The 22,025-nt window shown below is 70.4% G+C and carries 20 protein-coding genes; 9 read left to right on the top strand and 11 right to left on the bottom strand.

Features of this window, described 5'->3' with window-relative positions; genetic code table 11:
* The first annotated feature begins 137 nt into the window (after positions 1–137).
* From modA to BLTE_RS18195, 4 genes are all read left to right on the top strand, one after another.
* Positions 138–989, top strand: coding sequence for a molybdate ABC transporter substrate-binding protein (gene modA / locus BLTE_RS15605; protein ID WP_126401554.1), 852 nt, complete (start codon positions 138–140; stop codon positions 987–989).
* A gap of 224 nt (positions 990–1,213) precedes the next feature.
* The gene (gene modB / locus BLTE_RS15600) at positions 1,214–1,912 is read left to right on the top strand and encodes a molybdate ABC transporter permease subunit (protein WP_126401553.1); all 699 of its coding nucleotides are present in this window, start codon (positions 1,214–1,216) and stop codon (positions 1,910–1,912) included.
* 54 nt (positions 1,913–1,966) lie between these two features.
* A complete protein-coding gene (gene modC / locus BLTE_RS15595; protein WP_126401552.1) occupies positions 1,967–3,100 on the top strand; it encodes a molybdenum ABC transporter ATP-binding protein in 1,134 nt (377 codons plus the stop codon).
* A gap of 428 nt (positions 3,101–3,528) precedes the next feature.
* Positions 3,529–4,347: a hypothetical protein gene (locus tag BLTE_RS18195; protein WP_160140645.1), complete on the top strand. Its 819-nt coding sequence runs from the start codon at positions 3,529–3,531 to the stop codon at positions 4,345–4,347.
* Between the two features lie 138 nt (positions 4,348–4,485).
* Here the strand turns inward: BLTE_RS18195 and BLTE_RS15585 are convergent, their stop codons facing one another.
* The 4 genes from BLTE_RS15585 to BLTE_RS15570 all read right to left on the bottom strand — a co-directional run bounded on the left by BLTE_RS15585 (position 4,486) and on the right by BLTE_RS15570 (position 9,527).
* Positions 4,486–5,496, bottom strand: coding sequence for a polyprenyl synthetase family protein (locus BLTE_RS15585; RefSeq protein WP_126401550.1), 1,011 nt, complete (start codon positions 5,494–5,496; stop codon positions 4,486–4,488).
* 271 nt (positions 5,497–5,767) lie between these two features.
* The gene (locus tag BLTE_RS15580; RefSeq protein WP_126401549.1) at positions 5,768–6,847 is read right to left on the bottom strand and encodes an alpha/beta fold hydrolase; all 1,080 of its coding nucleotides are present in this window, start codon (positions 6,845–6,847) and stop codon (positions 5,768–5,770) included.
* A gap of 106 nt (positions 6,848–6,953) precedes the next feature.
* A complete protein-coding gene (locus BLTE_RS15575; RefSeq protein WP_197723241.1) occupies positions 6,954–7,547 on the bottom strand; it encodes a PaaI family thioesterase in 594 nt (197 codons plus the stop codon).
* A gap of 312 nt (positions 7,548–7,859) precedes the next feature.
* Positions 7,860–9,527 carry an electron transfer flavoprotein-ubiquinone oxidoreductase gene (locus BLTE_RS15570; protein ID WP_126401548.1) on the bottom strand — a complete coding sequence of 556 codons (1,668 nt, stop codon included), beginning with the start codon at positions 9,525–9,527 and terminating at the stop codon, positions 7,860–7,862.
* A gap of 113 nt (positions 9,528–9,640) precedes the next feature.
* On the opposite strand from BLTE_RS15570, the gene BLTE_RS15565 reads away from it, so the two are divergent.
* On the top strand, positions 9,641–10,549 hold the full coding sequence (locus tag BLTE_RS15565) for a uracil-DNA glycosylase (RefSeq protein WP_126401547.1): 909 nt from the start codon (positions 9,641–9,643) through the stop codon (positions 10,547–10,549).
* Positions 10,550–10,676: 127 nt separating this feature from the next.
* Here BLTE_RS15565 and BLTE_RS15560 read toward each other — a convergent pair whose 3' ends face one another.
* The 3 genes from BLTE_RS15560 to BLTE_RS15550 all read right to left on the bottom strand — a co-directional run bounded on the left by BLTE_RS15560 (position 10,677) and on the right by BLTE_RS15550 (position 13,857).
* Positions 10,677–12,215 (bottom strand): glycosyltransferase family 39 protein, encoded by a 1,539-nt coding sequence (locus tag BLTE_RS15560; RefSeq protein WP_126401546.1) that lies wholly within the window; start codon positions 12,213–12,215, stop codon positions 10,677–10,679.
* Positions 12,212–12,871, bottom strand: a complete 660-nt coding sequence (locus BLTE_RS15555) for a ribonuclease HII (protein ID WP_126402248.1) — start codon at positions 12,869–12,871, stop codon at positions 12,212–12,214. The genes BLTE_RS15560 and BLTE_RS15555 overlap by 4 nt, the downstream gene beginning before the upstream one ends.
* Positions 12,872–13,074: 203 nt before the next feature.
* A complete protein-coding gene (locus BLTE_RS15550; protein ID WP_126402247.1) occupies positions 13,075–13,857 on the bottom strand; it encodes a sulfite exporter TauE/SafE family protein in 783 nt (260 codons plus the stop codon).
* Positions 13,858–14,101: 244 nt separating this feature from the next.
* Here BLTE_RS15550 and BLTE_RS15545 point away from each other — a divergent pair, with 244 nt between their 5' ends.
* The 4 genes from BLTE_RS15545 (at position 14,102) to uvrB (ending at position 18,696) form a co-directional block, all read left to right on the top strand.
* Complete coding sequence (locus BLTE_RS15545) at positions 14,102–14,377, top strand: type II toxin-antitoxin system TacA family antitoxin (RefSeq protein ID WP_126401545.1); 276 nt, start codon at positions 14,102–14,104, stop codon at positions 14,375–14,377.
* Positions 14,374–14,886: a GNAT family N-acetyltransferase gene (locus BLTE_RS15540; RefSeq protein ID WP_126401544.1), complete on the top strand. Its 513-nt coding sequence runs from the start codon at positions 14,374–14,376 to the stop codon at positions 14,884–14,886. Before BLTE_RS15545 ends, BLTE_RS15540 begins: the two co-directional genes overlap by 4 nt.
* 230 nt (positions 14,887–15,116) lie before the next feature.
* A complete protein-coding gene (gene ypfJ, locus BLTE_RS15535; protein WP_126401543.1) occupies positions 15,117–16,037 on the top strand; it encodes a KPN_02809 family neutral zinc metallopeptidase in 921 nt (306 codons plus the stop codon).
* A 127-nt stretch (positions 16,038–16,164) separates the two neighbouring features.
* Positions 16,165–18,696, top strand: a complete 2,532-nt coding sequence (gene uvrB / locus BLTE_RS15530; RefSeq protein ID WP_126401542.1) for an excinuclease ABC subunit UvrB — start codon at positions 16,165–16,167, stop codon at positions 18,694–18,696.
* Between the two features lie 186 nt (positions 18,697–18,882).
* Here the strand turns inward: uvrB and ahcY are convergent, their stop codons facing one another.
* The 4 genes from ahcY to BLTE_RS15510 all read right to left on the bottom strand — a co-directional run bounded on the left by ahcY (position 18,883) and on the right by BLTE_RS15510 (position 22,007).
* The gene (gene ahcY / locus BLTE_RS15525) at positions 18,883–20,280 is read right to left on the bottom strand and encodes an adenosylhomocysteinase (RefSeq protein WP_126401541.1); all 1,398 of its coding nucleotides are present in this window, start codon (positions 20,278–20,280) and stop codon (positions 18,883–18,885) included.
* A 353-nt stretch (positions 20,281–20,633) separates the two neighbouring features.
* The gene (locus BLTE_RS15520) at positions 20,634–20,984 is read right to left on the bottom strand and encodes an HPr family phosphocarrier protein (protein ID WP_126401540.1); all 351 of its coding nucleotides are present in this window, start codon (positions 20,982–20,984) and stop codon (positions 20,634–20,636) included.
* A gap of 65 nt (positions 20,985–21,049) precedes the next feature.
* A complete protein-coding gene (locus BLTE_RS15515; protein ID WP_126401539.1) occupies positions 21,050–21,451 on the bottom strand; it encodes a PTS sugar transporter subunit IIA in 402 nt (133 codons plus the stop codon).
* 70 nt (positions 21,452–21,521) lie between these two features.
* Positions 21,522–22,007 (bottom strand): HPr kinase/phosphorylase, encoded by a 486-nt coding sequence (locus BLTE_RS15510; protein ID WP_126401538.1) that lies wholly within the window; start codon positions 22,005–22,007, stop codon positions 21,522–21,524.
* Positions 22,008–22,025 lie beyond the last annotated feature (18 nt).

Below are 22,025 nucleotides of genomic sequence, written 5' to 3'. Positions count from 1 at the left end.
GGTGGTTTGCACGAAGAAAAGGCAGAAGGGAAACGGCCGAGCGGGCGCGGCTGGCGCGCCCCTTTCAGCCGAGCTTCCGCCGTGTTGCGCCGCCCGCTATATTCGCTAGAAAATAGCGCATCACGAAAGGATATCCCATGGCTTGGACACCCTCCCGCCGCATCGCCTCCGTCGCCCTCGCCGGCCTTCTCGCGCTGGCGCTCCAGCCTTCGCTGCCGTCGCTCGCCAAGGACGCCAAGAGCAAGGAGCCGGCCAAAGCAGCCGAGCCGGCCGCGCCGACGGAGCAGAAGCCGGTGCTGGTGTTCGCCGCGGCGAGCCTGACCACCGCCTTCAACGCCATCGGCGCCGAATGGGAGAAGGCGACCGGCAAGAAGGTGTCGTTCTCCTACGCCGCCTCCTCGGCGCTGGCCCGCCAGATGGAATCGGGCGCGCCGGCCGACGTCTTCGCCTCGGCCGACCTGCGCTGGATGGATTGGGCCGCTGAGAAGAAGCTGATCAAGGAGGGCAGCCGCGAGACCCTGCTCGGCAATGCGCTGGTGCTGATCGCCCCGCTCGACGCCGCGACCGACCTCAAGATCGCCAAGGACTTCCCGCTCGCCGACGCGATCGGCGATTCGCGCCTCGCCACCGGCGCCATCCCCGCCGTGCCGGTGGGCAACTACGCCAAGCAGGCGCTGAGCGCGCTCGGCGTGTGGGAGGCGATCGAGCCGAAGATCGCCGGGGCCGAGAGCGTGCGTGCGGCGCTGGCGCTGGTCGCCCGCGGCGAGGCCAGGTTCGGCATCGTCTATGCCACCGACGCCAAGGCCGAGCCGAAGGTGAAGGTGGTTGGCACCTTCCCGGAAGGCAGCCACGACCCGGTGCTCTATCCGATCGCGTTGACCGCCAATTCGGCCAATCCGGACGCCGCGGCCTTCCTCGCCTTCCTGCGCTCGCCCACCGCCGAAAAGATCCTCACCGGCGAGGGCTTCACCATCGTGCCGAAGACGTGACACGGTTTCCGGTTGATCCCTTCGGGATACCGGAAACAGCCTCGCCGAAAACCTTTTGTTCGATAACGAGATTTTCGGCGATCGGAATACGGCTCGAAGGCCTGATCGGCCGGAAACCGTATGACACCTGCCGTGGCTGCCCCGGCCTGAGGGCGGCCGCTGGACATAATTCGGGTTCCGGTTGATCAAGCCGGAACCCGAATAACGAAGGACGCCCCCGGCCGATGGGGACACTGACCGCAGACGAATGGGTGGCGATCCAGCTCAGCCTCAAGGTGGCGGGCGTGGCGACGCTCGCCAGCCTGCCGTTCGGCATCCTGGTGGCGCTGCTGCTGGCGCGCGGCCGCTTCCCCGGCAAGACCGTGCTCGACGGGCTGGTGCACCTGCCCCTCGTGCTGCCGCCGGTGGTCACCGGCTACATGCTGCTGCTCACCTTCGGCCGGCGCGCCCCGGTCGGCAGCTTCCTGGAGAGCACGTTCGGCATCGTGTTCTCGTTCCGCTGGACGGGTGCTGCGCTGGCCTGCGCGGTGATGGGCTTTCCGCTGATGGTGCGGGCGATCCGCCTGACCATCGAGGCGGTCGATACAAGGCTGGAGCAGGCCGCGTCCACGCTCGGCGCGCCGCCGCTGTGGGTGTTCGTCACCGTGACGCTGCCCCTGGCGCTGCCCGGCGTCATCGCCGGGGCGGTGCTGTGCTTCGCCAAGGCGCTGGGCGAGTTCGGCGCCACCATCACCTTCGTGTCGAGCATTCCCGGCGAGACGCGCACCATTCCGGCCGCCATCTATGGCTACACCCAGGTGCCCGGCGCCGAGATGGCGGCGCTTCGCCTGTCGCTGGTCGCCGTGGTCATCTCGCTCGCCGCGCTGGTCGCCTCCGAGATCATGGCCCGCCGCAGCGACCGTCGCGGCGTGCGGGTCGAGTGACGCGATGACCCGTCGTCTGGAAATGGGCCGGCGGCCCGGCGCGCGGGGCGTACGATGATCCGCTTCGATTGCCACCACGTGCAGGGCGCGTTCGCGCTCGACGTCGCCTTCGCGGCCGAGGGCGGCATCACCGCGCTGTTCGGCCATTCCGGCTCGGGCAAATCCACCGTCATCCGCCTGCTCGCCGGCCTTGCCCGGCCGCAGCGCGGCCGCATCGAGGTCGAGGACACGGTGCTGCTCGACACCGGCCGCGGCATCGATCTCAAGCCGCACCGCCGCCGGCTCGGCCTGGTGTTCCAGGATGCCCAACTGTTCCCGCATCTGTCGGTGCGCGCCAATCTCACCTACGGCCGCTTCTTCACCCCGGCCGCCGGCCGGGTGGTGGCGTTCGATCCGGTGGTCGAGGTGCTCGGCATTTCGCATCTGCTCGACCGCCGGCCGATGACGCTGTCGGGCGGCGAGCGCCAGCGCGTCGCCATCGGCCGGGCGCTGTTGGCGAGCCCGCGTTTGCTGCTGATGGACGAGCCGCTGGCCTCGCTCGATGCCGAGCGCAAGCTGGAGGTGCTGCCGTTCATCGAGCGGCTGCGCGACGAGTTCGCCATTCCCATCGTCTATGTGTCGCACGCGGTGGAGGAGGTGGCGCGCCTCGCCGCGCGGGTGGTGAAGCTCGAAGGGGGCAAGGCGACGGCGATCGGCCCGCCGGCCGAGGTGCTGGCGCCGACCCTCTATGCCACCGCCGCCGACCGTTTCGAGGCGGTGTCGGTGATCACCGGCCGCGTCAAGCGCTTCGATCCCGAGTTCGCGGTGACGCTGGTCGAGCACCCGGCCGGCGAGATCGTGGTGCCAGGCCGCATCGAGCCGGCCGAAGGGCCGGTGCGCATCGCCGTGCGCTCGACCAATGTGACGCTGGCGGTCGGCCGGCCCGGCGGCGTCAGCGTGCGCACCGTGCTGTTCGGCACGGTGGAGCGGGTGGAGACCGATGGCGGCCCGTTCGCGCTGGTGACGGTGGCGCTCGCCGGCGGCGAGCGGGTCCATGCCTATGCCACGCGGCTGGCGCTCGCCGCCCTCGGCCTCGATGTCGGCGACGAGGTGCAGGCGCTGGTCAAGAGCGTGTCGATCGACGAGCGCACGGTGCCGCGGCTGGTGCATGCCGCGCCGCAGACCGCGGCGGGCGCGCCGGGCCGCTGACGGACGCGCGGAGAGCGGCGCCGCATGCGCCGGGCGCATCGCCGGGGTGCGCCGGGTCCGCCGTCCTTGCCGCCAAATCGCCCGGTTGGCGTGCGAGCCTCCCAAACGGTCTCCGGCCGGTGTGGCCGGGGGACGAATACTGATCCCGTGTTCGGATCACGTGTTCTGGTCATCTGCCGTTCGCGAGCGTGCCGGTCAGGCCGTGCCGGCGTCATGTCGGCATCGGCGGGATGCCGCACCCGGCCACCGCCATTAACGCCACGGCAATGATGATCGCCGACACTCGGGTGCGGGCCGCGGCACGTCGCGGCCGGATCGAGAATTTTGCGTTGCGTCTCATGAATTCACGTTCCCGGATTCGCCTGCCCCGGATTCCTCTGCCCCGGATTCGCCTGCCCACGGATTCGTCTGCCATGGAGTCATCTTCCATGACGTTCCGGTCCATGACGTTGCAGTCCACGGCGTCCCGCTCCAATCCTTCAAGGGGCAAGCCCCCGCGGTTCGAGCCCTCGCGCGCCGCGCCGACCGGGCGCGCGCCGCGTCAGGCCGCGTCGCAGCCGTCGCACCGGCGGCGGGCGGCGGCGCTGGTGGCGGCGGCCGGCCTGCCGGTGGCGCTCGGCGTGGCGATCATGCTGCTGGCGCCGGGCTGGTCGGCGCAGACCGGCGCCTCCAGCGGCGCCGGCCCCACGCAAGCGGCGAGCGCCCCCGTGCCGCTGCTGTTCGGCGGGGCGCTGGCGGCGGTGCGGCCCGACATCGTCCGCCTGCCGCCGACCGCGGCCGACCTGTTCGCCCCGCCCAATCCGGCCTCGTCCAATTCCGCGTCGCCCGGGTCCGCGTCGGGCTGGACGCCGGCCGAGGCGCCGGAGGTCACCGGCAGCCTGCTGCGGCCCGGTGCCGGGCTGGCGGTGCGGGCGGCGGCCCACGCCACGGGCGCCGCACCCGCGGCCGCGCCGTCCCGGCCCGAGCCGGTGAGCCTGCCGGTCGCCCGGCTGGAGGTCGCCGCCGCCGAGCTTCCCGCCACCGATCCGCGGCCGGTCGGCCTCGCCAGCACGCCGCCGCTCGCCGGGCTGGACAAGGCCGACCCGGTGACACGCGGCGCGCCGGGCGATCCCGGCACCTTCCCGCCTCTGGTGATGGTGCAGCATTTGCTGTTCACGGTCGACGCCGCGGCGCTGCCGCAGCTTCCGTTCGACCATCTGGCGCCGCTGCCGGCCACCGCCGGGCGGAGCGGCCGGCCGCACGGGTGATCCGGTTCTCCGGCGGGTGGTCAGGCCACCGCGCCACGGCAAACGAAAACGCCGGCCCGAGGGCCGGCGTTTTCGTCGGTGCAAGAAGTTCGGAGCCAGACCAACGGCCCCACGCGTCAGCGTCCGGGGCCGTTCGAATCAATGCGCTCGGGAGATGGCGAAGGCCACCGCGTCGGCGAGCGCCCGCTTGACCGGCGAGGCCGGGAACAAGCCCAGCGCGTCGGTGGCGATGGCGCCGTAGTGCTTGGCGCGCTCGCAGGTGTCCTCGATGGCGCGGTGCTTGTGCATCAGCCCGACCGCGGTCTCGAGCGCGGCGTCGTCGGCCTCGCCCTGCTCCAGCGCCTTGCGCCAGAACGCCCGCTCGGCGTCATTGCCGCGGCGGAACGCCAGCACCACCGGCAGGGTGATCTTGCCCTCGCGGAAGTCGTCGCCGACATTCTTGCCGAGCTCGGCGGCGCGGCCGCCATAATCGAGCGCGTCGTCGACGAGCTGGAAGGCGATGCCGAGATTGGTGCCGTAGGAGCGGCAGGCCGCCTCCTCCGCCTTCGGGCGGCCGGCCAGCACCGGGCCGAACTCGGCGGCGGCCGCGAACAGCTCGGCGGTCTTGGAGCGGATCACCGCGAGATAGGCGTCCTCGGTGGTCTCGGTGTTCTTGGCGGCGGCGAGCTGCATCACCTCGCCCTCGGCGATCACCGCGGCGGCGGTGGAGAGGATCTCCATGCAGCGCAGCGAGCCGACCTCGACCATCATCCGCATCGACTGGCCGAGCAGGAAGTCGCCGACCAGCACGCTCATCTCATTGCCCCAGAGCATGCGGGCGGTGGCCTTGCCGCGGCGCAGCTCGCTCTCGTCGACCACGTCGTCGTGGAGCAGCGTGGCGGTGTGCAGGAATTCCACCGCGGCGGCGATCTTGGTCTGGGCGTCGCCCTGATAGCCGCACATCTGGGCGGTGGCGAGCACCAGCATCGGACGCAGCCGCTTGCCGCCCGAGGAGATCAGGTGGTTGGCCACCTCGGGGATCTTGGTGACGTCGGAGCCGGTACGCGACAGAATCGTCGCGTTCACCCGCTCCATGTCGGGCTGCACAAGCCGCACGAGGCTCTCGATCGAGGCTTCGGGCGCGGATTCGAACGGTAACACGACGGCCAAAGGAAACTCCCAGCCGAAACCGACCGCATCCCTGCGCGGCCACGATCGAAGAGTAGCATTTAGAGGCGACATTCGCCGCGGGCAAGTCCGTTTGCTGACGCGGGCAGGTGCGTTTGCTGGCGCGCCGGGGCGGGCGGGGCGGCGGGCTGCGCGGCGGATTTCGCGCATCGATCCGCAGAATACGACCCTGGAGCGCAAATCCGCCGTGCGCAGCACCGCGGATGGCGCGAACTTCGCCGTTCGGCGCGCAAAATCCGGTCCCGGCCGGCGCTCACGCGGGCGATTCCGGCCGCGCCGCCGATGCCGGCTCCGACATCGCCGTCGACATCGGCGCCGACATCACATGGGCCAGCACGTCCTCGGCCAGCAGCGCGCCGGCAAGCCGGCCGGTCTCCTCGGCCACCCGCCCGGCATGGCCGCGATGCAGCATGTGGCCGGCTCCCTCGATCCGCACCACCCGCACCGCCGGGGCGGCCCGCCCCGCCAGCTGCCGCGCCAGCACCTCGCCGTGATCGGCCGGCGGCACGACGGCATCGGCGGTGCCGAGAATCAGTGTGAGCGGCGCCGTGAGCGCCGGGTAGCGCGGCGCCTGGGCGATCAGCTCGCCGCGCAGCCGCATGAAATCCTGCATGGTGTGGTGGAAGCGCTCCGGCGTCATCGCCAGCGCCAGGGCGCTGGCGTCGAGATAGCCCGCGGGCAGCGGCTCGGGCGCGAACATGCGCGCGGTCGCCTTCTCGAGCGCGGCGAGGCTCAGCGGCGTCGCCAGCGTGTGGGTGAACAGCGGCCCGGTGAGCAGCGCCTCGGCCGCCGCCTGGACCCGCTTCAGGCCGCCGGGGCGCGGATGGGTGGCGGGATTGACCAGCACCAGCCCGGCCACCTCGTCCGGATGGTCGAGCGCGTAGCGCAGCGCCACCGCGCCGCCGAACGAATGACCGACGATCAGCACCCGGCGGGCGCCCAGCGCCTGCATCGCGCCGCGAATCAGTGCGGCTTGGCGGCCGAGCGCGGCATCGGCGTCGCCGCCCGGCCGGCCGCTCCAGCCCGAGCCCGGCCGGTCGGGAACCAGCACCGGCAGCGCCGCGGCGCCGTGGGTCAGGCGCTCGCCCAGTGCCTTGAGGTCGGCGGCCGAGCCGGGCGCGCCGTGCAGCAGCAGCACAGCCGGCCGGTCCGGCGCCGGGGCGGACCCGAACCTGAGCACGTGGATCGTGCCGCCGCCGGCATCGACCCGGGTGCCGGTGGACGGAAAGCGCGCCTCCAGCCGGCGGGTCGCCCGCCGCGTGAGCAGGGCCGCGATGCCGAGCGCGGCGGCCAGTACCGCGGCGAGGGCGAACAGGACGGTGAGGATCGGCATGCAGAACAATACTGTTTCCGTGCGTCACCGGCCAGCAGCGGTTGCCGCCGCCTCGCCTTGCGCGCGGACGCCATGCGAAATCCAGTCCGGTCAGCCGGACGCAGCGTCAAGTTCCGTTGCCGACGGGCGCCGGCCGGCGCGCCGCGTCGATGAACGCGCCCGCGGCGCGGGCGACGAGTTGATCGCCGACCCGGATCTCGGCCGTGAGCCGGTAGAGCGGCGGATGAAACTGGACGAAGCGCGCCCGGAGATCGACCCGCGCCCGGCAGGACAGCGGAAGGCGATAACGGACTTGGAGATCGGCCGTCACCGCCTCGATGCCGTGATGGAACAGGCAATGCGTCATCGCGCAATCGAGCAGCGCGGCGATGACGCCGCCATGCACCATGCCGTCATATCCCTGCAGGATCTCGCGGCAGGCGAACGACCCCTGCACGCCATCGGCGCCATCGGGCGTGAACCGCAGCTTCAGCGACAACGGATTGCGGTCGCCGCAGAGAAGGCAGCCGGCGTGGGATGGGACGGTTCCGGCCGTCAAGGGTTGCGGTGCGGGAACGGGATCCGGCGACATCGTCAATCGAGCCTCCCCGGCCAAGGGTGACCGGCCAAGGATGACCGGCCGGGGCGACCGGCCGCAGCGCGCGGTACCCGGCACGCGGTATTTTGAACATATGTTCGTAATGATCTGCGGTCCCGCCAACAAGAGCGACCCTCCGGCATCGCCGGCAGCCCGGCCATGCGGCTAGCGACGGTCTTCGCCCCGCGAAGAGCCCCCCACCCCCGACCCCTCCCCACCGCTCGCAAAGCTCGCGGGGGGAGGGGAGAAAGGGGCGCCTCTTCTCCCCACGAGCACAACGGGGAACGGCCGGGACAGGCCCGCGGCCTGCTCCCCTCCCCCCATTTCTCCCCTGCCCAATGAACGCAGTGAATGGCGGGGAGGGGTCGGGGGCTTCTTCGCGCGCGCGAAACCCGAAACCGGAAGCCCCAATCCCAAAACCCCGCCCGAAAACCCTCACATGTTCGGATAGTTCGGCCCGCCGCCGCCTTCGGGCGCCACCCACACGATGTTCTGCGTCGGGTCCTTGATGTCGCAGGTTTTGCAGTGGACGCAGTTCTGGGCGTTGATCACGAAGCGCGGGTCGCTCTGCGTGGCCTCGTCGCCATAGACCACCTCATAGACCCCGGCCGGGCAGTAGAGCCGCGCCGGCTCGCCATAGAGCGGCAGATTGTGGGCGATCGGCACCGCCGGGTCCTTCAGCGTCAGATGGACCGGCTGGTCCTCCTCGTGATTGGTGTTGGACAGGAACACCGAGGACAATTTGTCGAACGACAGCTTCCCGTCCGGCCGCGGATAGGCGATCGGCGTCACCTCGTCGAGCCGCTTCAGCGTGGCGTTGTCGGGCTTGTCGTGCTTGAGCGTGCCGAACAGCGAGAAGCCCAGCGTGTTGGTCCACATGTCGAGCCCGGCCAGCGTCACGCCGAGCTTGAGGCCGTGGCGCGCCCACAGCGGCTTGACGTTGCGCACCGGCTTGAGGTCGGCGCCGATGCCGCTGGCGCGCCAGCCCGCATCATAGGCCGCAAGCTCGTCGCCCGCCCGGCCGGCGGCGATGGCGGCCGCGGCCTGCTCGGCCGCCTGCATGCCGGAGGCGATGGCGTTGTGGGTGCCCTTGATGCGCGGCACGTTGAGGAAGCCCGCGGCATCGCCGATCAGCGCGCCGCCGGGGAACACCAGCTTCGGCACCGACTGCCAGCCGCCCTCGCTGATGGCGCGCGCGCCATAGGCGAGGCGCTTGCCGCCGGCGAAGGTGTCGGCGATCAGCGGGTGGTGCTTGAAGCGCTGGAACTCGTCGAACGGCGACAGCGTCGGGTTCTCGTAGTCGAGATGCACCACGAAGCCGACCGCCACTTGGTTGTCCTCCAGATGGTAGAGGAACGAGCCGCCGCTGGTGGCGTCGTCGAGCGGCCAGCCGAAAGAATGCTGGGCAAGGCCGGGCTTCGACTTCTCCGGCGCCACCTGCCACAGCTCCTTGAGCCCGATGCCGTATTTCTGCGGCGAGACGCCGCCGTCGAGCTTGAAGCGGGCGACGAGCTGGCGGGTGAGCTGGCCGCGCGCGCCCTCGGCGAACAGCACGTACTTGCCGGCCAGCTCCATGCCGCGGGTGAAGCTGTCCTTGTGGTGGCCGTCGCGGGCGATGCCCATGTCGCCGGTGGCGATGCCGATGACGGCGCCGGCGTCGTCATAGAGCACCTCGGCGGCGGCGAAGCCGGGATAGATTTCGACGCCCAGCGCCTCGGCCTTGGCCGCCAGCCAGCGGCAGACATTGCCGAGCGAGACGATGTAGCAGCCATGGTTGGACATCAAGGGCGGCATCAGCCAGTTGGGCAGGCGCACGCCGCCGCGCTGGCTGAAGTAGTAGAAGCGGTCGTCGGTGACGGCGGTCTTGAACGGGGTATCCTCGCCGCGCCAGCCGGGCAGCAGCGCATCGAGCGGCGAGGGATCGACCACCGCGCCGGACAGAATGTGGGCGCCGACCTCCGAGCCCTTCTCGACCACCACCACCGCGAGGTCGGGGGCGATCTGCTTGAGGCGGATGGCGGCGGCAAGCCCGGCCGGGCCTGCGCCGACCACCACCACGTCGAAATCCATGCGCTCGCGCGGGGGCAGCTCGGCCTCGCTCATCGGTCTTTCCCTCCCAGTCTTGGATTTTTTCAATATGGTCATTCCACGACTTGCCGGCTCTGACAATTCCACCAACGGTGCGATCGGCGGCCGGCGCTGATAAAGTGACGGCGATGACCGCCCCCGACCTCCAGACTGCGCTTGCCGACCTGCTGGCCTTCTATGCCGGGGCGGGCATCGACGTGGCGCTCGCCGAGACGCCGCACGACCGGTTCGCCGAGGCCGCCCGCGAGGCCGAGCGGCGGGCGCAAGCCTTTCCGCCCGATCTGCCGCCCGATCTGCCGCCCGATCCGCCGGCCTCCGCGCGGCCGGGGGCGGAGGCGCCGCACCGCTTCCCCACCGCGCCGCCGCCGCGCCGGGCGGCCCACGCGCCGGAGCCCGACGCCGCCCCCGCCCCGCCGCCGCCGGATGCGGCGGTGATGGCCGCGCGCGAAGCCGCCCGCTCGGCCGCGTCGCTCGACGAACTGCGGGCGATCCTGGAGCGGTTCGACGGCTGCGCGCTCAAGACCACCGCCTCGCGGCTGGTGTTCGCCGACGGGGCGCCGGATGCGAGACTGATGCTGGTGGGCGAGGCGCCGGGAGCGGAGGAAGACCGCCAGGGCAAGCCGTTCGTCGGCCGCGCCGGCCAATTGCTCGACCGCATGCTGGCGGCGATCGGGCTCGACCGCACCAAGGTCTATATCGCCAACATCGTGCCGTGGCGGCCGCCCGGCAACCGCACGCCGACGCCGCAGGAAAGCGCGATCTGCCTGCCCTTCATCACCCGCCAGATCGAGCTGGTCGATCCCGACGTGCTGGTGTTCCTCGGCGGCTTCGCGGCGTCGAGCCTGACCGGCACCAAGGACGGCATCCTCAAGACCCGCGGCCGCTGGCTGACCTATCGCGCCGGCACGCGCGACATCCGCGCCATGGCGACGCTGCACCCGGCCTATCTGCTGCGCCAGCCCTTGCAGAAGCGGCTGGCGTGGCGCGACTTCCTGGCGGTCAAGCGGGCGCTGGCCGAAGGGCGCATGGTCGAGTGATCATACGGTTTCCGGTTGATCCCTTCGGGATACCGGAAACGGTCTCGCCGAAAAATCCTTGATCCGGAAGGGATTTTTCGGCGAACGGCATACGGTTCTCCGGCCTGATTGGCCGGAAACCGTATGATCACCCGCCCTGCGGCGGGATCACCGCCCAGCCGATGCGGACCGGCGGCAGGCGGCCCTTGATCGCCCAGTCGAAGCTGCGCGGCGCCTCGATGGTCATGCCGGGAAAGCGGGTGCGCAGGCTCACCGGCGGGTGGGGATTGGCGCCCTCGATGCGCCACACCACCAGCACGCCGGCCTGCGCCACCGTCTCCTCGGTGATCCAGGGCGTGCGGGCCGGATTGCCGTCGAGGAGGAGCTGCGGCCGGTCGCGGCTGGCCAGCGCCAGCGTGCCGCCGGTCCACACGTCGCCGGCGACGATGGCCAGCGGCTGGCCGGTGCGGATGCGATAGACCTCGGTGAACCAGCCGGCGATCTCGCCGCTCGGCCAGTTGGTGTCGGCGCCGGGGCCCCGCCCATAGGGCGCGGCGACCGCCATCATCGCCGCCACGGCCGGTGGCGCCAGCGTTGCCAGCACCAGCGCCCGGCCGACCAGCGCGTGGCGGTAGAGCGGGATCGCCGGGCCGAGCAGCAGCACCGCGCCGAGGCCGGAGAAGGCGAACAGCGGCACCAGCGTCTCGGTCTTCGCCGGCAGGCCGAGGACGAAACCGGCCATCGCCACCGCCGGGGCCGGCGCCAGCGCCAAAGTCAGCGCGAAGCGGCGGGCGGTGATGTCGGGCTCCGGCCGCGGAAACACCGGCACGGTATCGCCCTCGCTCCGGCGCGGCACCACCGCCAGCGCCACCAGCACGGCAAGTGCGGCGTGGCCCAGCACGCCCAGCAGCAGCAGGCCGCCCCAGGCCTCGGCCGCGCCGACAAGGTCGGGTGCGCCGAGGCTGCCCACCGCGTGGTCGAACGGCAGGCCGTCGTCGGTCGCCACCCACAGGATGTGCGGCCAGATCAGCGCGGCGGCGACCGCCACCGCCCCCCACGGCTCGGGCCGGCGGAACACGGCGCGGCCCTTCGGCGCCGCCGCCAGCGCCAGCACCACCACGCCGGCCAGCACCGCGGCGGAATATTTGGTGATGACCAGCAGCGCCAGATCGAGCGCCACCAGCCCCCAATAGAGCCGGCGGCCCTGACCGGCAGCCCGCCACAGATGCAGAGCGGTGAGCGCGAACAGCGGCAGCAGCAGCCGGTCGGGGCTCAGCGCCGGCGGCAGCCAAGTGACCCAGGCGACGCCGGCCAAGAGCACGGTGGCGAACGCGCCCTGGCGCTCGCCGACGATGCCGCGGGCGAGACGGAACACCGCCCACAGCGCCACCGCATCGGCCAGCACCCCGGCCAGCGACAGCGCCCACAGCCGGCCGCCGCCCAGCCAATAGGCGAAGCCGAGCACCCAGCCGGTCAGCGGCGGATGGGCGGGCGTGCCGAGCAGGCTTTCGCGGCCGATCACCAGCGCCTCGACCACCTCGCGCGGCGGACTGGCCTGCACCAGCAGCATGGCCAGCGCCATCGCCAGGCTGTGGCCGAGGATGACGCTGTAGACCAGCGCGCGGGGCCGGCCGCGCAGCGCCTCCAGCAGGCGCGAGGAGCGCAGCGGCGTGTCGTCGAGCTTCATCGGCCGGGCTCCTGTCCCGCAACGGACGCGGCTACCGCGCCGCGGATCGGCGCGAACGAGCGGCGGTGATGATCGCAGGGACCGAGCGCTTCGAGCGCGCGGCGATGGGCGGCGGTGGGGTAGCCCTTGTGCCCGGCGAAGCCATAGCCGGGGGCGAGCGCGTCGAGGCCGCACATCAGCCGGTCGCGCACCACCTTGGCGACGATCGAGGCGGCGGCGATCGACAGGCAGAGCGCGTCGCCCTTGATGACGGCGGTGCCGGGGCAGCCGCAGGGCGCGAGGTCGCGGCCGTCGGTGAGCACGTGCGCCGGCCGGCGCGGCAGCGCGGCGACGGCCTGGGCCAGCGCCCACAGCGAGGCCTGGCGGATGTCGTCCCGGTCGATGCGGGCCGGCGGCGCCAGCGCCACGCCGACCTCGGCGCAGGCGAGGATGGCCGCAAACAGCGCCTCGCGCCGGCCGGCGTCGAGCTTCTTGGAATCGTCGATGCCGTCGGGGATGCAGGCGGGGTCGAGGATCACCGCGGCGGCCACCACCGGGCCGGCGAGCGGCCCGCGCCCGGCCTCGTCGCAGCCGGCCACCGGCGCGTGGCCCGCCGCCATCAGGGCGTCCTCGCGCTCGAAGGTCGGCCGGAGCATGGGAACACGAACCCGCACCATGCTGTCCTGTTTCAAGGTGTCCGGATGATCCCTTCGGGACACCGGAAACGATCTCGCCGAAAAATCCTTGATCCGGAAGGGATTTTTCAGCGAGCGGAATAGGGTTTCCGGCCTGATCGGCCGAAACCGTATTAGAGGATTCGCCGCAGAAGTGGGAACCGGTTTTGCGTCGGCGGGGGCGGGAACGCAGACGTCCTGAAATTTCAGTGCCGCCAGACCTTGACGGCAGAGAGCAGGAGCAACCCAGCCAATAGCGGGATCAGGACGGAGCCCGGCACGATCCCGAGCAACTGGGCGCCAAGGAAGCTGCCTGCCACCGACCCGGCCGCCATGATCAGGACGAAGGCCCGGTTGCGGCCGAGAACGCCGAAGCTCTGATCGCGGCTGTAGCGGGTGAAGCCCACGATCATCGTCGGCAGGCTGACCGCCAGCGACAGGCTTCCGGCGAGCTTGATGTCCGCGCCGAACAGCAGGACGAGGGTCGGAATCAGCAGCTCACCGCCGGCCACGCCGAGGAGCGAGGCGACCACGCCGATGACGAACCCCGCGACCACCCCGGCCACCACCTGCGCCGTGCCGGTCAGCAACAACGGTCCGCTCGACGACACGTCGTGTCCGAGCAGGAGAACCCCGGCGATCGCCACCAGCAGCACCGCGATCACCCGGTAGAGCGAGGCGGATTTGAGCCGCATCGCCCACCCGGCGCCGAACCACGCCCCGATCAGGCTGCCCGCCAACAGGTTGACGATGACCGGCCAGTGGGCGGCGATCGCGTCGAGCGGCACCGTCCGCGTGCGGAACAGCAGGGCTGTCGCCACGACGATCAGGCTCATGGCCTTGTTGAGGATCACCGCTTCGAGCGCCGCGAAGCGGAACGCCCCGATCAGCAGTGGCAGCCGGAATTCGGCGCCACCCAATCCGATGAGGCCGCCGAGGGTGCCGATCACCGCTCCGCCGCCGAACGCACCGACCCACCGTCCCCGCACTGCCCGCCCCCATGTCTCGCGGGACACTATGGCTGCGCCCGCGAAATATCCAGCGAGACATAGCGTCGTTCGGGAACAGGGTTCGGCAAACGATGGGACGTTGCCCCCCGGCGGTAGGCAGGCTTGAACAGACAACCATGACGAGGTCCGGGGGCTCAGGCTGCGTCAAAGGGAGCAGATACTTGGCAATCTGTCATGACAATGTCGGGCGCTTTGTGGTATGAATAATTGGAGAGGACAGCGCATGAGCACCCGCACCACCCGGTCCGAGAAGCTGGATCTCCGGCTGTCGCCGGCCGCCAAGCAGACGCTGCGGCGCGCCGCCGAAGCCAGCCACAAGACGTTGACCGAGTTCGTCCTCGACAGCGCCGTGCAGCGCGCCGAGGAGGTGCTGGCCGAGCACCGTTCCATTCGCTTGAGCCCGGAGGACTGGGCCGAATTCCAGCAGCGCCTGGACGCTCCGCCGGTGGTGCATCCGCGCCTTGCCCGCCTGCTTCAAGACGACGGCCCGGCGGATTGAGCCCGGGGTCCGTCCATATCGAGAAGCTTGGACCGGGCCATGACACGGCCCGGTTCGATTGCGGCCATCCCGCCCTCAACCGGTTTCTCCAGGCTTTTGCGCTGCAGAACCAGAAATCCGGCAGCTCGCAGACCTACGTCGCCGTGATCGACGATGCGGTGGCGGGCTATCACTGCCTGACCGTTGGGGACGTCAGCCTGGAAGAAGCTCCGGAGCGGATGGCGCGCGGGATGCCCCGCCACCCCGTTCCGGTGATGATCGTGGCGCGGCTGGCGGTCGACCGGGCTTATCAGGGGCGCAAGCTCGGTGGCGCACTTCTCAAGGATGCCTTGCGCCGGACATTGGCTGCCGCCGACATAGCCGGAATCCGCGCCGTGATTGTTCACGCCAAGGACGACAAGGCGCGCGCCTTCTACGAGCGGTTCGGGTTTGCCCGGTTTCCCGCGCAGCCGCTCACGCTCTTCCTGCTCTTGAAGGATCTGCGCGCATCCGCCGGCCTCCAGATTTAAACCGGAACTAGAGCGTGATCCGATCTGACTGCATCAGATCGGACGCTCTAAGTTTCTGGTTTGTCGCATTTTCTTTCGCACAACCGGTATCCACTTGTGCGGAAAATGCTCTAACTGTCCGCGTTCGCGGCCGTTGGTATTGGAGCGCCTTCCGCCCGCCCGTCCGGTGCGCATTGCCTCGGACCCCGGCGTTGGCCATATAGTTGCGGCGAGCCCCCAGGGAGAACGCCATGCGGTGGGAAGATTACCGGCGCAGCGACAATGTCGAGGACCGGCGCGGCGACGGCGGCGATTACGGCCAGGGCGGTCCCGGCGGGTTCGGCGGCTTTCCCGGCGGCCGCGGCGGGCTCGGCATCGGCGGGCTGATCGTCGTCGGCCTCATCGCCTGGGCCACCGGCATCAACCCGGCGCTCCTGATCGGCGGGCTGGAGATGCTGCAGGGCGGCGGCGCCCCGCAATATCAGCAGCAGCAGCACCGACCGCCGCCCGCCTCCACCAGCCAGCCGACCGACCGGCAGGGCCAGTTCGTCTCCGTCGTGCTGGCCCAGACCGAGGACGTGTGGAAGGAGATCTTCCGCGAGAAGTCCCGCGCCTATCCGCCGCCGCGGCTGGTGCTCTACACCCGCGCCACCCAATCGGCCTGCGGGCTCGGCCAGTCGGCGATGGGGCCGTTCTATTGCCCGAGCGACCGTAAGGTTTATCTCGACCTCAGCTTCTTCAACGACCTCGACCGCCGCTTCGGCGCGCCCGGCGAGTTCGCGGCCGCCTATGTCATCGCCCACGAGGTAGGCCACCACGTCCAGAACGTGCTGGGCGTGCTGCCGCGGGTGCAGCAGGCCAAGCAGGGGGTGTCTCAGAGCGACGCCAACGCGCTCTCCGTGCGGGTCGAGCTGCAGGCCGACTGCTATGCCGGCGTGTGGGCCCACCACGCCGATTCCCGCTTCAAGATCCTGGAGGACGGCGACATCGAGCAGGCGCTGCGGGCGGCCAGCGCCATCGGCGACGACCGGCTGCAGCAGCAGGCGCAGGGGCGGGTGGTGCCGGATTCCTTCACCCACGGCTCGTCGAAGCAGCGCACCGCCTGGTTCACCCGCGGCCTGCGCAGCGGCGACCTTGCCGCCTGCGACACCTTCCAGACCCAGCGGCCGTGAGTCCGGGCTCCGGTTGATCCCTTCGGGAGCCCGGAGCCATCCTTCGGCCACTCCCGCCAGCGCCCCCGGCCCGCGGAGGAGCCGCCCGGCTTTTCTTGCCGGCCCGGCGGGCCCATATAGTCGCGGCATGCCGCAGCCCCCCGACACGCCGCAGCCCCCCAAAAAGCCGCGCGCCCGCAGCCGGGCGGCGCGCCCGCCGGCGCCGTCGATGGACCCGTCGCTCGCCGCTTTGCTCAATCCCGGCATCAAGGACGGCACCGCCGGCCACGGCGCCATGACGGGCTATGGCGAGCCCGCCGGCACCCACGACGACGGCCAGCCCGAAGGCTTCGCCGAGGCGCCGCAGGCGGCGTTCGCGGGCGAGGCCTATGGCGTCGGCGCCAGCGCCGAGGCGCTGGAGCGGCTGATCCGCAGCGGCAACCCGATCCACGCCAACCAGGTGTGGACGCCGCACCGCCCGCCGCGGCCGGAGAAGAGCGAGGGCGGGCGCCGGTTCGTGATCAAGAGCCCGTTCGAGCCGCAGGGCGACCAGCCCAACGCCATCCGCGAGCTGGTGGCCGGGGTCGAGAGCGGCGAGCGCGATCAGGTGCTGCTGGGCGTCACCGGCTCCGGCAAGACCTTCACCATGGCCAAGGTGATCGAGGCCACCCAGCGCCCGGCGCTGATTCTCGCGCCCAACAAGACGCTGGCCGCCCAGCTTTACGGCGAGTTCCGGAGCTTCTTCCCCGACAACGCGGTCGAGTACTTCGTTTCCTATTACGACTACTACCAGCCCGAAGCCTACGTGCCGCGCACCGACACCTATATCGAGAAGGATTCCTCGATCAACGAGCAGATCGACCGCATGCGCCACGCCGCGACGCGGGCGCTCTTGGAGCGCGACGACGTGATCATCGTCGCCTCGGTGTCGTGCATCTACGGCATCGGCTCGGTCGAGACCTACACCGCGATGACGTTTTCAATCAGCGTCGGCGACCGGCTCGACCAGCGCCAGATCATCGCCGATCTGGTGGCGCTTCAGTACAAGCGCGGGCAGCTCGACTTCGCCCGCGGCATGTTCCGCGTGCGCGGCGACACCATCGAGCTGTTCCCGGCCCACTATGAGGATCGCGCGTGGCGCATCTCGCTGTTCGGCGACGAGGTCGAGCGCATCGACGAGTTCGATCCCCTGACCGGCGAGACCAAGAGCGCGCTCGGCTTCGTCAAGGTCTACGCCAATTCGCACTATGTGACGCCGAAGCCGACGCTGCAGCAGGCGATCGCCTCGATCAAGGCGGAGCTGAAGATCCGGCTCGACGAGCTCAACGCCGCCGGCCGGCTGATCGAGGCGCAGCGGCTGGAGCAGCGCACCATCTTCGATCTCGAAATGCTGCAGGCCACCGGCGTCTGCCCGGGCATCGAGAACTATTCGCGCTATCTCACCGGCCGAAGGCCCGGCGAGCCGCCGCCGACGCTGTTCGAATACATCCCCGACGATGCGCTGGTGTTCATCGACGAAAGCCATGTCACCATTCCGCAGATCGGCGGCATGTATCGCGGCGACTTCCGGCGCAAGGCGACGCTGGCCGAATACGGCTTCCGCCTGCCGTCGTGCCTCGACAACCGGCCGCTGCGCTTCGAGGAATGGGACGCCATGCGGCCGCAGACGGTCGCCGTGTCGGCGACGCCGGGCACCTGGGAGATGGAGCGCACCGCCGGCGTGTTCGTCGAGCAGGTGATCCGCCCCACCGGGCTGGTCGATCCGCCGGTCGAGGTGCGCCCGGTGCGCACCCAGGTCGACGATCTGCTCGGCGAGGCGCGGGCGATGGCGCGCGCCGGCTATCGCACTTTGGTCACCGTGCTGACCAAGCGCATGGCCGAGGATCTCACCGAATATCTGCACGAGCAGGGCGTGCGCGTGCGCTACATGCATTCCGACATCGACACCATCGAGCGCATCGAGATCATCCGCGATCTGCGGCTCGGCGCGTTCGACGTGCTGGTCGGCATCAACCTGCTGCGCGAGGGCCTCGACATTCCCGAATGCGCGCTGGTGGCCATTCTCGACGCCGACAAGGAAGGCTTTCTGCGCAGCGAAACATCCCTTGTTCAGACCATCGGCCGCGCCGCGCGCAATGTCGACGGCAAGGTGATCCTGTATGCCGACCGCATCACCGGCTCGATGCAGCGGGCGATGGCCGAGACCAGCCGCCGCCGCGACAAGCAGCTCGCCTGGAACGCCGCCAACGGCATCACGCCGGAGAGCGTGAAGAAGGGCATCGCCGACATTCTCGACAGCGTTTATGAGCGCGACCATGTGCGCGTCGATGCCGGCCCGGCGGCGGCCGCCGCCACCATCGGCCACAATTTCGAGACGGTGATCGCCGATTTGGAGACCCGCATGCGCGCCGCCGCCGCCGATCTCGATTTCGAGACCGCGGCGATGCTGCGCGACGAGATCAAGCGGCTGCGGACCGCCGAACTGGCGGTGGTGGACGACCCGACCGCCAAGCGCCCGGCGCTCGCCGCCGCGCCGTCGTCCGGCCGCGGTCCCCGCAAGCCGACGCTGGACGAGATGGGGCCGCACAATCGCGACCTGCCGCTGACGCCGGACGACTTCCGGCCGGGCAAGAAGCCGGGGGTCAAGGGCAAGCCGGGCGGACGACGGATGCGGACGTAGGGCGGATCAGCCGAAGGCGTGATCCGCCGCTGACGCGCCGGCGAACGGCGCAAGACGCACTCGCAAAAGCGCCCGATCCGACGGCATCGGACCGGGCGCTTCAACGCTTCGAATTATCGCAGTCTCGTTCGCAAAGCCGGTCTCCGCTATTACGGAGACCGAGCGATTGCGCCCGGCGCGCCGTGCTCAATACCGGTAGTGGTCCGGCTTGAACGGCCCTTCGGCCGGCACGTCGATGTACTTCGCCTGCTTGTCGGACAGCTGGGTGAGCTTCACGCCGATCTTGTCGAGGTGCAGCCGCGCCACCTTCTCGTCGAGCTTCTTCGGCAGCGTATAGACCTTGTTCTCGTACTGGCCGGGCTTGGTGAACAGCTCGATCTGCGCCAGCGTCTGGTTGGTGAAGGACGCGCTCATCACGAAGCTCGGATGGCCCATGGCGTTGCCGAGGTTCACGAGCCGGCCTTCCGACAAGAGGATGATGCGCTTGCCGTCGGTGAACTCGATCTCGTCCACCTGCGGCTTGACGTTGTGCCACTTGAGGTTCTTGAGCGCCGCCACCTGAATCTCGGAATCGAAGTGGCCGATGTTGCAGACGATGGCGCGGTCCTTCATCGCCCGCATGTGGTCGATGGTGATGACGTCGACATTGCCGGTGGCGGTGACGAAGATGTCGGCGCGCGGCGCGGCGTCCTCCATCGTGGTCACCTCATAGCCTTCCATCGCCGCCTGCAGCGCGCAGATCGGGTCGATCTCCGACACCAGCACCCGGCAGCCGGCCTGGCGCAGCGAGGCGGCCGAGCCCTTGCCGACGTCGCCGAAGCCGGCGACCATCGCCACCTTGCCGGCCATCATCACGTCGGTGCCGCGGCGGATGCCGTCGACCAGCGACTCGCGGCAGCCATAGAGATTGTCGAACTTCGACTTGGTGACGCTGTCATTGACGTTGATGGCCGGGAACAGCAGCTTGCCCTCGCGCTCCATGATGTAGAGGCGGTGGACGCCGGTCGTGGTCTCCTCGGTGACGCCGCGGATCGAGCCGGCGAGCTTGGAGTACCAGCCCGGCTTGTGCTTGAGGCGGCGCTTGATCGAGGCGAACAGCACGTCCTCTTCCTCGCAGGTCGGCTTGTCGAGGAAGGCCACATCGCCCTGCTCGGCGCGCAGGCCGAGATGGACCAGGAGCGTGGCGTCGCCGCCATCGTCGAGGATCATGTTGGGGGCGCCGCCGTCGGCCCACTCGAAGATGCGGTGGGTGTATTCCCAATAGTCCTCCAGGCTCTCGCCCTTGACGGCGAACACCGGGATGCCGCGGTCGGCGATCGCCGCGGCGGCGTGGTCCTGGGTCGAATAGATGTTGCACGACGCCCAGCGGATGTCGGCGCCGAGCGCGGCCAGCGTCTCGATCAGCACCGCGGTCTGGATGGTCATGTGCAGCGAGCCGGCGATGCGCGCGCCCTTCAGCGGCTGCGCCGGGCCGTATTCGGCGCGGGTCGCCATCAGGCCGGGCATCTCGGTCTCGGCGATGTCGATCTCCTTGCGGCCCCACTCGGCGAGAGCGATGTCCTTGACCACGTAATCCTTGCTCATGACCACCTCGGCATATGGATAAGGCGCGGCGGGGCGCACCCGGCCGCGTTCGGCGCTGGTCTAGCAGACCAGCCACCCGAGTCAATAAACATATAAAGATTTCTTTATGCCGCGGGACGGAAGGTCGTGTCGGACATTTGAGGATTTGACACGGTTTCCGGCGGATCAAGCCGGAGAACCGTATGAGATGCTGCTCGCCCTCGCCGTGGTCATCGCCGGGCTTGGCCCGGCGATCTCGATCGGAAAGCCGCAGTGTCGGACAAGAGGGCGGCCGGCGGGATGATCAAGGTGTCGAGGTCGCCGGGCCAAGCCCGGCGACGACGGGGGCGGGTCAACCTCAGGGGGCGGCGGACTTACTCGCCCTCGCCGAAGCGGTCGGCGACCAGCGCGCTCAGCGCCTCCATCGCCTCCTGCGCCTGCGGGCCGCTGGCGGCGATCTCGATCGAGGTGCCCGGCGCGGCGGCCAGCATCATCAGCCCCATGATCGAGGTGCCGCCCACCGTCTCGCCGCAGCGCGAGACGGTGATGTCGGCCTCGAAGGTCTCCGCCAGCATCACGAACTTGGCCGAGGCGCGCGCGTGCAGGCCGCGCTTGTTGACGATCTGCAATTCGCGGCGCAGCGCGCCGTCGCCGCCATCGGCGCCGTTGCCGGCGCCGCCATTGTGGCTGCCGTTGGAGCCGCCGTTCGCCTGGAACTCGTTCATGATGGCGCCACCCCCGTTGCGACTCCGCGGGTTTCCGGTCCGGGCGTCGCGTTGCAACGCCTGGTTCACTTCCCGTTCAGCAGCCGGCTCGCGATGTAGATGTATTTACGGCCAGCTTCCTGCGCTTGGCAAACGGCGTCGGCAAGCGGCATTTCGTCCCGCACCGTGGCGAGCTTGACCAGCATCGGCAGGTTGATGCCGGCCACCACCTCGATGCCCGGCCGGTTCATCACCGAGATGGCGAGATTGGACGGGGTGCCGCCGAACATGTCGGTGAGCAGAACCACGCCCTCGCCGCTGTCGACCGCCTCGACCGCAGCGATGATCTCGTGGCGACGCTGTTCGATATCGTCGTCGGGACCGATGGTCACGGTCTCGATCTGCCGCTGGGCCCCCATGACGTGTTCCAGGGCAGCACGAAATTCGACGGCCAGCCGCCCGTGGGTAACCAATACCAGACCGATCATGCCCCGCTCCGCCGGAAACGGACCAACGCCCGCCTCTCGGACCGCCGGCATCATTGCCGCACCGGTTCCCTCAGCGCAAGAGGCGGCCCCAGGGGGAGGCGGCGGGCGCGGGCCGGCCGCCGGCGATCAGCGCCGCCACCAGCGCCAAGGGATCGGCGCCGGCGGCGACCGGCAGGCGCGCCACCTCGATGCCGAAAAGGCTCGTGCGGGCGCTGTCGGCCGCCGGCATCCGGGCGCCGTCCTCGGCCGCGAGATCGACGATCAGCCCGGCCACCGCCAGCGGCTCGTGGGGAAGCGGCAGCACGCCGAGGCCCCGCACCTCGATCAGACCGGCAATGTTGGGGGCGGGCGACACCAGCAGCCGGCCGGAGGCCGCGGCCAGCGCCACCCGGTCGTCGCCGACCAGCCGGGCGAAGGGCAGCGTGCCGGCCTCGGCGAGGCGGATCAGGCCGAGGGCGAGGCGCGACTTGCCGGAGCCGGAGGGGCCGCGAATCACCACCGCGCTCTCGCCCACCAGCACCGCGCTGGCATGGATGGTGCGGCCGGTGGCGAGCATGGCGGCCCTCCGTTGCGC

This window comes from Blastochloris tepida (genome assembly GCF_003966715.1).
Lineage (GTDB): Bacteria > Pseudomonadota > Alphaproteobacteria > Rhizobiales > Xanthobacteraceae > Blastochloris > Blastochloris tepida.
The sequence above is the reverse complement of the archived record's forward strand: the minus strand, read 5'-3'. Positions and strand labels throughout refer to the sequence as shown.